The organism is Novacetimonas cocois (genome assembly GCF_003311635.1).
Lineage (GTDB): Bacteria > Pseudomonadota > Alphaproteobacteria > Acetobacterales > Acetobacteraceae > Novacetimonas > Novacetimonas cocois.
The window spans coordinates 71,274-84,646 of record NZ_QEXL01000007.1; the positions used below are offsets into that span (position 1 = coordinate 71,274).

General features: G+C 62.1%; 12 protein-coding genes. 4 read left to right on the plus strand and 8 right to left on the minus strand.

Annotation, left to right across the window (positions count from 1 at the left end):
- Window positions 1–54: 54 nt before the first annotated feature.
- On the minus strand, window positions 55–297 hold the full coding sequence (locus tag NJLHNGOC_RS06590; protein ID WP_110531820.1) for a hypothetical protein: 243 nt from the start codon (window positions 295–297) through the stop codon (window positions 55–57).
- Between the two features lie 423 nt (window positions 298–720).
- Between NJLHNGOC_RS06590 and nhaA the strand changes: the two genes are divergently transcribed.
- Entirely contained in the window at window positions 721–1,893 is a 1,173-nt protein-coding gene (gene nhaA / locus NJLHNGOC_RS06595; RefSeq protein WP_113595662.1) for a Na+/H+ antiporter NhaA, read from the plus strand.
- 45 nt (window positions 1,894–1,938) lie between these two features.
- On the opposite strand, the gene NJLHNGOC_RS06600 is transcribed toward nhaA, so the two are convergent.
- A complete protein-coding gene (locus tag NJLHNGOC_RS06600; RefSeq protein WP_113595663.1) occupies window positions 1,939–3,312 on the minus strand; it encodes an MFS transporter in 1,374 nt (457 codons plus the stop codon).
- Window positions 3,313–3,384: 72 nt separating this feature from the next.
- On the opposite strand from NJLHNGOC_RS06600, the gene NJLHNGOC_RS15630 reads away from it, so the two are divergent.
- Together NJLHNGOC_RS15630 and NJLHNGOC_RS06610 are read left to right on the plus strand one after the other, a co-directional pair.
- Complete coding sequence (locus NJLHNGOC_RS15630; protein WP_133258681.1) at window positions 3,385–3,930, plus strand: hypothetical protein; 546 nt, start codon at window positions 3,385–3,387, stop codon at window positions 3,928–3,930.
- A gap of 203 nt (window positions 3,931–4,133) precedes the next feature.
- Window positions 4,134–4,844, plus strand: a complete 711-nt coding sequence (locus tag NJLHNGOC_RS06610) for a hypothetical protein (protein ID WP_133258682.1) — start codon at window positions 4,134–4,136, stop codon at window positions 4,842–4,844.
- Between the two features lie 178 nt (window positions 4,845–5,022).
- Here the strand turns inward: NJLHNGOC_RS06610 and NJLHNGOC_RS06615 are convergent, their stop codons facing one another.
- The 4 genes from NJLHNGOC_RS06615 to NJLHNGOC_RS06630 form a co-directional block, all read right to left on the minus strand.
- On the minus strand, window positions 5,023–5,535 hold the full coding sequence (locus NJLHNGOC_RS06615) for a M23 family metallopeptidase (RefSeq protein ID WP_165837861.1): 513 nt from the start codon (window positions 5,533–5,535) through the stop codon (window positions 5,023–5,025).
- 521 nt (window positions 5,536–6,056) lie between these two features.
- The gene (locus tag NJLHNGOC_RS06620; RefSeq protein ID WP_408890658.1) at window positions 6,057–7,334 is read right to left on the minus strand and encodes an outer membrane beta-barrel protein; all 1,278 of its coding nucleotides are present in this window, start codon (window positions 7,332–7,334) and stop codon (window positions 6,057–6,059) included.
- 267 nt (window positions 7,335–7,601) lie between these two features.
- Complete coding sequence (locus tag NJLHNGOC_RS06625; RefSeq protein WP_275399388.1) at window positions 7,602–8,924, minus strand: ammonium transporter; 1,323 nt, start codon at window positions 8,922–8,924, stop codon at window positions 7,602–7,604.
- A 59-nt stretch (window positions 8,925–8,983) separates the two neighbouring features.
- Entirely contained in the window at window positions 8,984–9,322 is a 339-nt protein-coding gene (locus NJLHNGOC_RS06630) for a P-II family nitrogen regulator (RefSeq protein WP_110531372.1), read from the minus strand.
- 335 nt (window positions 9,323–9,657) lie between these two features.
- Here NJLHNGOC_RS06630 and NJLHNGOC_RS06635 point away from each other — a divergent pair, with 335 nt between their 5' ends.
- Window positions 9,658–11,013, plus strand: coding sequence for a chloride channel protein (locus NJLHNGOC_RS06635; protein ID WP_239021377.1), 1,356 nt, complete (start codon window positions 9,658–9,660; stop codon window positions 11,011–11,013).
- Between the two features lie 148 nt (window positions 11,014–11,161).
- Here the strand turns inward: NJLHNGOC_RS06635 and NJLHNGOC_RS06640 are convergent, their stop codons facing one another.
- A complete protein-coding gene (locus NJLHNGOC_RS06640; RefSeq protein ID WP_113595668.1) occupies window positions 11,162–11,635 on the minus strand; it encodes a hypothetical protein in 474 nt (157 codons plus the stop codon).
- An 8-nt stretch (window positions 11,636–11,643) separates the two neighbouring features.
- Entirely contained in the window at window positions 11,644–13,362 is a 1,719-nt protein-coding gene (locus NJLHNGOC_RS06645; protein WP_113595669.1) for a putative bifunctional diguanylate cyclase/phosphodiesterase, read from the minus strand.
- Window positions 13,363–13,373 lie beyond the last annotated feature (11 nt).

The following is a 13,373-nucleotide window of genomic DNA, read 5'->3' on the forward strand; positions in this document are numbered from 1 at the left end:
CGTCGCGCATGAAAAGACAGCCTGCCCTTCCATACCCATCGAACGCGGACGTTCCTATTTCTTGGCGGCGGCGCGTCGTCCCAGCAACTGGATTTCCGCTGCGTTCATGTTTTCAGGCTCGACCGTTCCCTTGCGGGCAATGGCCTGTTCCTCTTCCGTGGCATGTTCGCCACCTTTGAGGACATGCTCAGAAAGGCGGGCCCTTTCTGCCGGTGTCAGGAGATCTGGCGAATGGGTGGCCTTGCGCACCAGATCATGGATGGAACCCGCCGCATGGGGAACGCGATGCTCTTTCATTATAATCCAACTCCTTGATTGTGTAAGGATATGTGGAACGGATATGCGGATGCTCAATGTGCAAACGGAAATATTTTTTATATGAATGACGCATTAATCCATATTTATTGAATATGGCTGACCTGTCATTCCAGTCGTGGATTACCCCTGTCCCAGGAACACCGCCTGTTCCCGCCCTGCATAAAGCACGCTTCACAGCGCCCGTGGTTCCAGCGTCGCGTTCCCTATGAAATTCCGTAAATCATTACGCAGTTTCTGGCGAAGCTTTTTTCAAAAATCTTCTGGGAATAAAGCATTTTAAAAAAAGGCAGCACCTGAAAGCTTTCGTTTTCCATCCCCCACCGGGACGGCATATTCGCGATACAGGATACCCGGCATAATCATCGGCTTGTATGGCGGCCCTGACTCCTTCAACAAGGGGGAATGACCGACACCCCCATTACGCCTGCGGCGCATATCCGGCGTTTCCTGGGCTCCCCTGCCGGCGGGGCGTCCGTCCTGCTGCTTGCGTCGCTGGCGGGCCTTGCCTGGGCGAACTCGCCCTGGGCGGCGGATTATGCCGCCCTGATCGCAACGCCCATGACGCTTTCCTTCCTTGGGGAACGGGGGCCGGACAATATCGCGGCATGGATCTCCGACGGGTTCATGAGCCTGTTTTTTCTGGTGGTCATTCTTGAAATCAGGAAAGAAATCATTTCAGGACACCTTTCATCGCTGCGCCATATCGCCCTGCCGCTGATCGGGGCGCTGGGCGGGATGATCGTGCCTGCGCTGACATACCTGCTGGTGACATCCGGACATCCGGACGCAATGCGCGGCTGGGCCATTCCCGTCGCGACGGACGCGGCGTTCACGCTGCCGATCATTCTTGCCCTTGGCCGGCATGTCTCGGCCGGGGGCAGGGCATGGCTGATGGCGCTTGCCATTTTCGATGACGTGCTGGGTATCGTCGTGATCGCCCTGTTTTATGGCGGCAGCCTGTACTGGCCCGCGCTGCTGGCGACCCTGGCCGTCACGGCCACGCTGATCGGGGCGAACAGGGTCGGGATCAGGACGTTATGGGGTTACGCTGCCGGTGGCCTCCTGCTGTGGGCGTCGCTTCTGGCGTCCGGCCTGCACCCGACCCTTGCCGGGGTGGTGACCGGCCTCTGCCTGCCCGCAGCGGCGCGTGGACAGGGGGCCGCGCCGCTCGACAGGGTGGCATCCATGCTGGGGCCTTTCGTCACATGGGTGGTCCTGCCGTTTTTCGGATTCATGAACGTGGGCGTAACACTCAGGGGCATGCATGCGGGCATGATGCTGGACGCCGTGCCGCTGGGGATCATGGCGGGGCTGATGATCGGCAAGCCCGTTGGCGTATTCGGGGCGACGCTGCTGTCGGTCCGGCTGGGGATTGCGGCACGTCCCGCCGGAACGCCGACGACAATGCTGTTTGGCCTTTCGCTTCTGTGCGGCATCGGATTTACGATCAGCCTGTTTATCGCGAACCTGACATTCCCCGCCCCGGACCTTGTAATGCCGGCCAAGATGGGAATCTTTGCCGGTTCCGTCCTGTCCGCCCTGGCGGGATGGCTGTGGCTGCGTTTCACGCCATGACACGCAGCGCCTGAAGGCCGGTTGAAAAGCGCCCTTTACATATTTTCAATCGGTTTCCTTCCGATGATGTTCGCGCCGGACAATGCGGCGCGAAACACTCAGGACCGCACCCCCAAGCGCAAAGCCCGTCGCCAGTTCAAGGCAGTGAACCGCGCCCCCGCTGCCCCGCGACAGGCCAAGGACCAGGGCCACCAGCGCCGATCCCAACGCCCAGCCCATCGTTCGCGCGACCGCCAGCATGCCGCTGGCCGCCCCGCTGCGGGTTGTGGGTCCCGCGGTCATGACCGCCAGGTTGTTGGGGGTCTGGTAAAACCCGAACCCGATCCCGCACAGCCCCATGCGCCACACGACATTCCCGAACGATGGATGGGCGGGCATGATGCTCAGCATCGCCAGCCCCGTCGCCAGGATCGCAAGCCCGATGCTGCTCAGCACGGAGGCGGGATGCCGCGCGGCCAGCCGCCCAGCAAAGGGTGCCGCGACGGCCACCAGCAGGGGCCACGGGGTAATCAGCAGGCCGGTCGTCACGGCGGACTGGTGCATGACCGTCTGGAACAGGAACGGCAGCGCGACATAGGCCAGAATCTGCGCGGCATAGGCGCAGATCGACGTCAGGATCGACAGCGAGAACAGTGGAATCGCCAGAAGGTCAAGCGGCAGCATCGGCGTCTGCTGGTGCCGCTGCTGCCGCCACAGGGCGATGGCACAGGCAAGGCCCGCGCCCATCTCCATCCCCGCCAGCCACGGCTCCTTCTGTCCCAGCGCATTGACCCCGAGCACGCCCAGCCCCAGCGCCCCCACATTCAGCAGGCCGCCGGTCCAGTCGAACGCGAACGGGTGGCGCGGGCTGCTCGGGGCGACCCGCAGGAACACGAAAACCCCGGCCAGGCCAACCGGCAGGTTGATCAGGAACAGCCACGTCCATGACGCAAGGGCAAGGACGGCAGCCGCCAGGGTCGGGCCGATCGCGGCGGAAATCGCAACGGCCAGCGCGATGATGGCAAACGCCCGGTGCAGCATGGCCCTGGGATAAACGCTCCGGACCAGCGCCCCGCTCAACGCGCCCATGCAGGCCCCGCCAATCCCCTGCAGGACGCGCGCGCCCACCAGCGCGCCAAGCGACCCCGAAAGCGCGCAGCCAAGGGACGCCACGGTAAAAAGCGCCATCCCGAAACCGTACACCCGTTTGAGGCCCTGCGACCCCGCCACGGCGGCGGCGGGCAGAAGACTGACCGCGACCGCCAGCTGGTACGCATTGACGATCCAGACCGTCAGCGCGTCGCTACACGCCAGGTCGCGCGCAATCGTGGGAAGCGCGATATTGGCGATCGCGCCATCCAGCCCCGCCAGGACAATGCCAAGCACGGCGCAGAGCATGACCAGCCGGCGCTGCGTATCGGAAACAGGCTGATCGGTCATGGGACGCCGGCACGCAGGATCATTGCGGCGGCGGCAGGCACATGTTCGGACAGCTTTCGTGTCAGGATGGGCATGCAGGTCTCCGGACTGTTCAGGGCGCTTCGCATTCCTGTGCCGGAACGATACAGACAATGGACCATATTGCACAATTCGCCCGCCCCGATGGCCGCCCACGGTGGAACGCCGTTACGACCCGCATTTACAGGGCAGCCCGATGTATCAGCCTCCCGTGACGGTCATCCTGATGCCGGCTGTTCATGGGATTTATTATCGGATGCTGGAAAATTATTGTTGATCCAAGCCACAGACCGCACAGGACGCCCCATGAAAATCCGAGCGCCATTTTTCTGTCTGGCATATCTTACGATCACCTGTTCGGCCATCGCCCGGGCTGAAGACAGGTTCCCCGATGATGTCGCCGTTTTTGTCCATGATGCGGATATCTGCCGGTACCTTTCCGGCGAATGGGACAGCAGCCTGCCTGAGCGCCGAAAAGATGCGCTGACGAAGGAAATCGGGAAAAAGTGCGGTGACATATATGAAAGGCAGAAACGCATCGAAGAAAAATACAGCAAGAATCAGGACGTCATGATGAAACTAAAATCGTATGATTTTTAATGCCGCATCGGACACAGGGGGGATCCGCAAAGATTTCCTGCCAGATCCCACGGTCCCGCCGTCTGGTATGGACCTTGTGTCCGTTGGATGGAAATTATCTTCCTTGCACAGGACAGAAGATAAAAACCTGCCTGAGATTCCTGCCATCACCGTGCCCCGCAACCTCAAGTCAGGTCGCATCATGGCAAAGCGCGGGATGACGCATGATCCCGACGAAGAATTCGACCGCCCGCGTGTTCCCAAGGGTCATCGCCTTCGTCGTCATGTTCTCTATCGGCAGTGCCCTGGCCAATGGAACAGACGTACTGGTGGCAGTTACCCGCATCACGGACAGGCAATCGCACCTGTTTCTTGACCGAAAGAGAAAACCCCCTGAAGGTAAGAAAATGGTTTCGATACCGGAAAGGAAATCACCCATGCGGCCTATTATCGTTGCCGTGACCGCACTGGCCTTATCAACAACGTTTCATCTTCACGCGGCAGAAGCGCAAGACGTGCACATACTACCTTTTCCCCAGATTGAGGGGGCCTGGTCGTGTGAGGGATATTTCATCCGAAACAGGCGTCCGATCGCGTCGAACATCTCCATCACGCGCGATGCTGGCAGTGGCGCGCTGGTCCTTCATCACGACGACAGGCCGCCTGGTCCATACCATTCACTGGAGGTCTGGAGTAATGGCAAGGATGGTTCCGTGAAGTCATCAATCAGTGATGCATATGGCATGCGCTGGTTCACTGCACGCGACTGGGACGGGAAGATTCTGAAACTGGATCGAACCGATGGTGGCACGGTGGTCGAGCAGTTTACCTATGAGTTCAGAGACGCAGACACACTGAAAATCGATTGGGCCATCAGTCACAACGGAACCCCGCTGACGATTGGCGATACGCTCACATGCCACCGAACGGCCTAGGGACTGTTTCAAAAAACCTGCCCATGAAACATCCTGTAATCATCAAGAAGTTTTTGGTGAAGCTTTTTTCAAAAAGCTTCAGGTAACGCCGCATGCGTCTGTCACCCAATAACAGGGGCGACAGACACAGCAGCCCATCAGCCTCGCAGAACGCGATCACGCCAACCGACAGCGCGCCCTAATTCTGGTCAGGAAAGATCCTGTGTTCCGCACGCAGGTCCCATCGGATCTGAAAGGGCGTGGTCCCACGATATGCCCCGACATGCACATGCGGCGCGCGGGCAAACCCGTTATTCCCGTCGAGGGCCACGACCTGTCCCGCGCTCACCCTGTCGCCGATCCTGACCCTGATGTCCGTCACATGGGCATATGCCACGATCAGGTCGTCGGCACGCCGGAACACGATGAAGCTGGGCAGCGACGGCTTCATGGATCCGGGCGTATTCGTAACCGGGTTATTGGAAACCCCGACAACCGTCCCGGTGAATGGGGCCAGGACCTCGGTATGCCAGCCGTACCAGTCCTCATTCCGTTTCCCGTCAGTCCGGAACAGCCTGAAAAACCCGTTTTCCCTGTCGATCATCCCGCCGATGACAAGGCAATCCGTCCCGAGCGCATCGCCCAGTTGCCTGAGCTCGCCATCGGGATGCTCCGCGCATACGAACCGCTGGTTGAAAAGGGGCGAGAGCACGACGGATTCAATGGGCGCCGATGCCGGAAGGTCGGCCCTTGCAAAAAGGCCCGGCGCCTGCGGAAAATGGGGGAGCGTCACCGGGGCGGCGGACGCCGCGGACATGCCCGAAAGCAGGAGGAGGGCCGTGATCAAATACCGCAATGCCAAAGGGAACCTCACAGGTCGAAAATAATCGTCATGAATGCGATCAATGCCTGTGATGTATGACAGATAAACAGCGCATCAGGATATTAAACTATCGCAACGAAATGGCAACATGATGCGCCGTTACGGTGTCCCGCAAATAAATGATGGGATATCGCCAGAAGACAGGTTGTCTGTAAAAAGTAATGACAATTTCAATGCGATTTATTGTTCTGGAAATACAGCGTTATCTGAAGCTTTTTGCAAAAAGCTTCACCAAAAATCTTTTATGATTTTCAGGGTGTTTCGCGGTGTCCGCGCCCTGCCCTTTTCCAGCCGGAAGGATGCCCGACCACTCCGGGCATCCCTTTTCACGCCACGTGGCGCGCTACCCCTCAGAACCCGATCACCGCGTCGCCGCCAAAGGTGAACATGCCGTTATTGCGGCCCCCGTTGAAAGGCGTCGTGCCATTGAGCGAACGGTCGAAACGGATTTCGGGACGCAGCATGAAGACGCGGACATGATGGCCCAGGTCCGGCTTGTACGTCACGCCCAGCGTCATTTCGCCATAGGTGGTGCCATGGCCCGTCGGGCCGGGCATCACGGTGCTGCCGGGGCTGGCGCGGCCGGAAATCCCGTCCATGTAGGAGTTGTTGCCAATGAAGGTCGCGACCATCAGGTTGTTGTTGTCGCGATAGATTTCACCGCGATAATTGAAGGTCAGGACCTTGTTGATCTTGTAGCTGAGGAAGCTGACGAAGCTTTCGGCATCGGCGGCCTTGAAGTTCCCGTTCGGCCGGATGCCGTTCAGGCCCTGGTCATGGATATAGTTGAACTCCCCCGTCAGGGTCAGACGGTCGGTAACGGCATAGGTCGCGTTGATGTCGTTCCAGAAGCGTTCGGCATGATCCGCCTCGTACCGTCCCCCGGCAGAGGAATAGCGGGAGTTTTCAGGCCCGACGCGGCTGAGTTCGATGATGTTGAGCTTGCCATGCGCGAGGTTGTTCAGGTTGAACCCGAAATACCCGGCCGGGGCGTTGTTGTTGTCCGACTTGCCGAAGGAGGTCTGGTTCCCCGTATCGATCCCGAACGTCACGTCCAGCATGTCGGTGACATGCCAGTTGAACATCGCACCGATATGCTGGAACGGGACGGAATATTCAGAAGTATAGGCAATGGTATAGAACGGGCGCGTCGTGGGATCCAGCGTCTCCACCCCCATCGGGGCCTGCAGGATGCCCGCATGCATGTCCAGGCCGCCCTTGGTCGCCCAAGGCAGGTGAACGTCGGCATGGGCCTGCGCGGGGATCAACTGGTAACGCGCGTTCCATTCATGGGCGCTGACGCCAAGGATCTGGTAATAACGTGCGTCCGAACCGTACATCCCCTCCAGCGTGAAGCCGACCTGGTATCCGCCGCGCGACGGGTCGATCGCTTTCTGCAGGGTGAATTCGGCCTGGTTCAGCTGCACCTGGTTGGCGTGGTCGGCAAAGAAGTCGCCAAAGTTGTAGCCGGGCTGCGGACGGGCGGGGTTGGCCATGATGCCGCCTTCGATCTGTCCCACCAGCGTGATGTCCGACAGCCACCGCGCCAGGGCGGAATCGCTTTTTTCCATGCTCTTGAACACGGCAATCTGGGCATGGGCCTCATGTGCATCCACCACAAGCCCCATGGCCAGAGTGGCAATACATCCAATGCCGGCGCGCAACAGCGTCGCCCCCATCCCCGCCTTTTTCATCGACTGTCCCCACTGTCGTCCTGAACCGTAGGTCCTGTTTACCAGATTTCGATTTGCTTCCCCACCGTAACACTCGGCCATGCGTAACATTTCACATGCCATGTGCCAAAAAAATCACAGACCACATTGCACTTATGCAACATCATTAAAAAAGGCGGGGACATGCCCCGCCTTCCTTTGTTCCGCCATGGCGCAACAGGTTCAGGAATTGATGCGCTCCCCATGAAGGGCCATGTCCAGCCCCTCCATTTCCTCGTCCGGGGTCACGCGCAGGCCGATCGTCAGGTCCACGACCTTCAGGATCACGAAGGTCAGCACCGCACACCATGCGATGGTGACGCCCACGGATTCCGCCTGCGCCACGAACTGCGCGAACGATCCGCTGACGCCATCGGGGCTGGCGTCGGTGGCCGACAGCGGGCCATAGGCAAAGACCCCCGTCAGCAGCGCGCCGACGATCCCGCCGATGCCATGCACGCCAAAGGCGTCAAGGCTGTCGTCATAACCCAGCATGTGCTTGAGCGTGGTCGCACCCCAGAAGCACACGACCCCGGCCACAAGGCCGATCACCAGCGCGCCGCCCGGCAGGACGAAGCCGGCGGCGGGCGTGATCGCCACCAGGCCCGCCACCGCGCCGGAAATGATGCCCAGGACCGTCGGCTTGCCCGTCTTGACCCATTCGGCGCACATCCATGCGACGCCTGCGGCAGCGGTCGCGATCTGGGTCGTCGCCATCGCCATGCCCGCGCGGCCGTTCGCGCCACCGGCGGACCCGGCATTGAACCCGAACCAGCCTACCCACAGCAGCGACGCCCCGATGACGGCATAGGTCAGGTTGTACGGCGACATGTCGTCATGCCCGTACCCACGGCGGCGTCCGATCACCAGCGCGGCGACAAGGCCCGCGATACCGGCGTTGATGTGCACGACCGTGCCGCCGGCGAAATCAATGGCCCCGATCTTTGCCGCGACCCATCCATCCGGCCCCCATACCCAGTGCGCGACCGGCACATAGACCAGCAGCGACCACAGGATGGTAAAGATGCACAGGGCGCTGAACTTCATGCGTTCGGCAAAGGCGCCGGCGATCAGGGCGGGGGTGATGATGGCGAACGTCATCTGGAAGGTCATCCAGACGCTTTCGGGAATGGTCATGGTCGTCGCCGCCGGCGTGCCCGCCGCCATGGTGAACGCCACGTCGGACCCCTTGGAAATCGCGGCACCCATGCCGTTGAGCATCACGCGCGACAGGCCGCCGATGAACGAATTGCCCGACGTGAAGGTCAGGCTGTAGCCCACGACCATCCACACCACCGTCATGATGCAGCAGATCGCGAATGACTGCATCAGCGTCGCCAGCACGTTCTTCTTGCGGACCATGCCGCCATAGAACAGCCCGAGGCCGGGAATGGTCATCATCAGCACCAGCGCCGTGCTGACCAGCATCCATGCCGTATCGCCGGTATCGATGGCGGGGGGCGCTGCGGGCGCGGCATCAGCGGCAAGGGCGGACGCACCGCCCATCGCCACGGCAAAGGCAGCCACCGGCGCGCAGGCGCGCGACAGTCTGGCGTATATCTTACTCACAGCGCGTTTTCTCCCGTTTCCTGGGTCCTGATCCGCATGGCCTTTTCCAGATCGAGGACAAAAATCTTCCCATCGCCAATCTTGCCCGTGCTCGCCGCCGCCTGGATGACCTCCATCACCCGGTCGGCCAGCGCGTCCGGCACCGCGATTTCCAGCTTGATCTTCGGCAGGAACTGAATGTTGTATTCCGCCCCGCGATAGATCTCGGTCTGGCCCTTCTGCCGGCCATATCCCTTGACCTCGGTCGCGGTCAGGGCATCGACACCGATCGAGGAAAGCGCCTCCCTGACCTCATCAAGCTTGAATGGCTTGATGACCGCAATGACGAACTTCATGTCTGTGTTTCCTTCCCCAACCTACGTCCGCGATCCGTCGGTGGTGCGTGTCCGGCAGCAACGGAGACGGGCATGATACATTCCGAATACGAAACCGGTCCGGGCCCTGCAACAGCCTGCACCTTGTTCGTGGACCGCAACAAACCGCCGTCCTGCCATATTCCTGACAAGACAGAACCATGCAAGCGGTCATTGCGATTCTGAAGGGGGGTCAGTGTCTTTTCCATCACGCCGCGCAACATGAATGCAACAGTCGCGGCATTCGCCCTAACCCCCCGATGACACGAGGTCTTTTTTTGCATCCACCCGGCACTTCCTGCATAGAATTGGCCGCCATGACCTTACCCGCGCCGCGTCCGTCCACCCCTGCCGCCCCCATCCCCGCCATGCCGGTCAACACGCCGGGCGCGCGAATGTTTCTTGCCGTTGTCCTGACCGGGATCATGTCGGGACTGGGCGGGATGATGCTGGCATGCCTGCTGCATGACGTGCAGCATATGGCCTATGGCTATGGGCAGGCGGGCGGTCCCCACGACTTCCTGCACGGCGTCATGGCCGCGCCGCCGTGGCGGCGGGTCGCGGCCCTGTTCACCTGCGGGCTGGTGGCGGGATTTGGCTGGTGGCGGCTGCAGCGCACGGGCATCCGCCTGGTCAGCGTCAACGCGGCGGTGGGCCGGGGCGACGCGCCGGGACGGGTGATGCCCGCCGGCGCCACCTTTACCCATGTCATGCTGCAGATCGTGACCGTCGGGCTGGGCTCCCCCCTCGGGCGGGAGGTCGCGCCCCGCGAACTGGGCGCGATGCTGGCGACACGCGGCGCGCGGCTGCTGGGGCTGGCGGCGGGGGACGCGCGCATCATCGTGGCGTGCGGCGCGGGCGCGGGGCTGGCGGCGGTCTATAACGTGCCGCTGGGCGGGGCCCTGTTCATACTTGAGGTGCTGCTCAAGGCATTTTCGCCACGTGCCGCGCTGGCCGCGCTGGCCGCGTCGGGCATTGCCGCGCAGGTGCCGTGGTGGGCGCTGGGCAATGTGCAGCAATATGATATCGGCCCCATGACCCTGACCCCCGCCCTGATGGCGTGGGCCATGTGCGCGGGGCCGCTGATCGGGGCGGGCGCCCATGTGATCAGGACGCTGGGCACGGCGGTACAGAACCGCGCGGCATCGGGGGCCGCGCGCATCTGGTGGTGCATCCCGGTCTTTACCGGCCTTGGCGTGCTGGCATGCATGTTTCCGCAACTGCCGGGCAACGGGCGCGGCCCGATGCAGCTGGCGGTGGCAGGCAGTGTCGGCGTGGCGCTGGCGGCGGAGCTGCTGGGGCTGAAGATTCTCGTCATCATGGGGGCGCTGCGCTCGGGGGCGGCGGGCGGCCTGCTGACGCCAAGCCTGACGATGGGCGCGCTGCTGTCCACCGTGCTGGCGGCGGGGTGGAACGCGGTCCTGTTTCCCATCCACGCGGACGCGGCGGCGCTGGTGGGCGGGGTGGCGTTTCTGGGAACATTCATGTCGATGCCGGTGACGGCGCTGGCGCTGGGGATCGAGTTCACGCGCGTCGGCCACGACATGTGGTTTCCGATGTGCCTTGCCATGACGCTGGCGGTGGCGACCGGCCGGACATGCGCGCGCCTGACCCGCCTGCCCGCGGCCCTGACCCAGCCCAACGCACCGGGCAGCGTATCCGCCCGTTCATAAGCACGGGCATTCCCCCTATCCCAAGGTAAAAGTCCAAAAGATTTTTGGTGAAGCTTTTTGCAAAAAGCTTTGAAGAACGCCGCCTTTTTAAAAAAAGGCGGCACCCAAAGACTTCTGTTCCATTAATGAATTCCGGTCCAAAATCCGCTTACGAACCCGAAGGCAGCGGCGGCAGGTCCAGCGCCGCGATATCGGACGCCATGCCCGCAATCACGCAGGCCACGCCGGTTTCGCGATCCACCACGACCCGCAGTTCCACCGGCCCGCCCGCCGGGTCGAACAGGTCGGATTCCACGACATAGCCCGCCGCCAGCGGCCGGCCCGCGCGGGCATCATCCCCCGCCGCGACCTCCATCAGCCGCCCGATCGCGCGGTCCAGCCCCTGCATCACGCGCGTGGGCGACAGGCGCCCGCCCGCGCCATCCACCGGGCCGTCGCCCGTGCAGTACCGTTCCAGCAGACGCGCCCATGCGGGCGTCGGGACAAAGGCGGGCATCACCGTGCCTTCGCCTTCGTGGCGGACATGCATGATGCGCCGGGTATTGGCCAGTCCCGCCACATCGACACGCGGCGCGGCACCGTCCAGCCGCACCGTCACAGGGGTTTCATCAGGCTTGTTCATGTCGCTGCTCAGGCCGCGATTTCAAAGCGCGGCGGCAGCTTGGTCAGCGCGGAGGAGGACAGCGCCGGGGAAATGAAGAATCCCTGCACCCGGTCGGGCTTCATCGCCTGGACAAGGTCAAACTGCGCGCGCGTTTCCACCCCTTCGACCGTGACCTCCAGCCCATAGACCTGACCCAGGCTGACAAGGCTGGCAAGCACCTCGCGCTCGCCCGGGTTGTCCACGATGCCCGCGACCAGCGACTGATCGATCTTGAGCTGACTGAACGGCAGGTCGTGCAGGTGGCGCAGCATCGTCTCGCCCTTGCCGAAATTGTCCATCGCGATCTGGAAACCCGCCTCGCTCAGTTCGCGGATGTTGCGCATGCTGCGCCCCGCACGGCGGCCCTGCAGCATCTGCTCGGTCACCTCCAGCACGAAATCGGATGGCGACAGGCCGAATTCACGCAGCGAATGTTCCAGTTCCACGCGATATTCCGTACGGCCCAGATCCATGCGCGACATGTTGATCGCCAGCTGGCGCGGCGGCTGGCCCGTGCGTTCCCACAGCGCGATGTCGCGCTGGAACGAGGCGATCATCGACGGCCCCATCGCCTGCGTCAGGGTGGAATCGGTAAAGACGTCGGCAAAATCCTCCGCCGCCAGCAGGCCGCGTTCGGGATGGTGCCAGCGCAGCAGGGCCTCGATCTGGTCCAGCTGGCTGGTGTGGCAGTTCAGGATCGGCTGGTAATAGACCTCGAACTGTCCTTCCTTCACGCCGCTGCGCGCCTCGATCAGGATCTGGCTGCGCACCTTGGCGCGCTGGCGCAGGGCATCGGTGAACATCTGCGCCTGCTTGCCGCCCGCGCGCTTGGCCGCGTACAGCGCCATGTCGGCGTTTTTCTGCATGTCCTCGACGCTTTCGCGCGCGTCGAGGAACACCGCGCCGATGCTGCCGGCGATGCTGACGGTCACCGTCTCGATATCGATGGGCCGTTCCAGCGCCGCCTGAAGCCGGTCCATGTATTTTTCCAGCGGCATGCTGCGCAGCGTCTTGTTCAGGACGATGGCGAATTCATCCCCGCCAAGGCGGCTGACCGGATCGTCGGGGTCCGTCAGTTCCACCAGCCGCGACGCCACGACACGCAGCACGATGTCGCCCGCATGATGGCCGTGGACGTCATTGATCTGCTTGAACCCGTCAAGGTCGAACATCACCAGCGCGCGCGACTGCGGCGGCTCCTTGCTCGACAGGCCAAGGGCGGCGGTCAGCGCGGTGTTGAACCCCCCGCGGTTGAGCAGCGCCGTCAGCGTATCCGTCTCCGCCAGTTCCGACAGACGCTCCTTCGTCTTCATCAGCTCGGTGATTTCGAAGCGGCTGGCGACATAGCCACTGATTTCGCCATCGGAGCCGACATGGGGAATGATGGTGGTCGCGACCCAGTAGATCGTGCCGTCCTTGGCGCGGTTGCAGATGTTGCCCCGCCACGGCTGGCCCGCCTTGATGGTGCGGTACATGTCCTGGAAAAAGGCGGCGTCGTGATAGCCGGAATTGAGGATGCGGTGGGTCGATCCCAGAAGTTCCCCGGCCGAGTATTTGCTGACCTTGCAGAACTTCTCGTTGACATAGGTTATGACGCCATCAAGGTCCGTGATGGCGACAATCAGGACATCATCAACCAGATCGGCCCAGAAATCCGCATCCTGACGTGTTAGGGCGCGCAGCCGATCATCGTGTTGCAATGACATGTTTCCCTCAA

Bases quoted from the DNA above. Each gene is read 5' to 3' on its own strand.
- NJLHNGOC_RS06635 (WP_239021377.1), top strand. From the start codon at position 9,658: ATGACCTTACCCGCGCCGCGTCCGTCCACCCCTGCCGCCCCCATCCCC.
- NJLHNGOC_RS06610 (WP_133258682.1), top strand. From the start codon at position 4,134: ATGATCCCGACGAAGAATTCGACCGCCCGCGTGTTCCCAAGGGTCATC.
- NJLHNGOC_RS06620 (WP_408890658.1), bottom strand. From the start codon at position 7,334: ATGGGGCTTGTGGTGGATGCACATGAGGCCCATGCCCAGATTGCCGTG.
- NJLHNGOC_RS06640 (WP_113595668.1), bottom strand. From the start codon at position 11,635: ATGAACAAGCCTGATGAAACCCCTGTGACGGTGCGGCTGGACGGTGCC.
- NJLHNGOC_RS15630 (WP_133258681.1), top strand. From the start codon at position 3,385: ATGCAGGTCTCCGGACTGTTCAGGGCGCTTCGCATTCCTGTGCCGGAA.
- NJLHNGOC_RS06600 (WP_113595663.1), bottom strand. From the start codon at position 3,312: ATGACCGATCAGCCTGTTTCCGATACGCAGCGCCGGCTGGTCATGCTC.
- NJLHNGOC_RS06625 (WP_275399388.1), bottom strand. From the start codon at position 8,924: ATGGGCGGTGCGTCCGCCCTTGCCGCTGATGCCGCGCCCGCAGCGCCC.
- NJLHNGOC_RS06645 (WP_113595669.1), bottom strand. From the start codon at position 13,362: ATGTCATTGCAACACGATGATCGGCTGCGCGCCCTAACACGTCAGGAT.
- NJLHNGOC_RS06630 (WP_110531372.1), bottom strand. From the start codon at position 9,322: ATGAAGTTCGTCATTGCGGTCATCAAGCCATTCAAGCTTGATGAGGTC.
- nhaA (WP_113595662.1), top strand. From the start codon at position 721: ATGACCGACACCCCCATTACGCCTGCGGCGCATATCCGGCGTTTCCTG.
- NJLHNGOC_RS06590 (WP_110531820.1), bottom strand. From the start codon at position 297: ATGAAAGAGCATCGCGTTCCCCATGCGGCGGGTTCCATCCATGATCTG.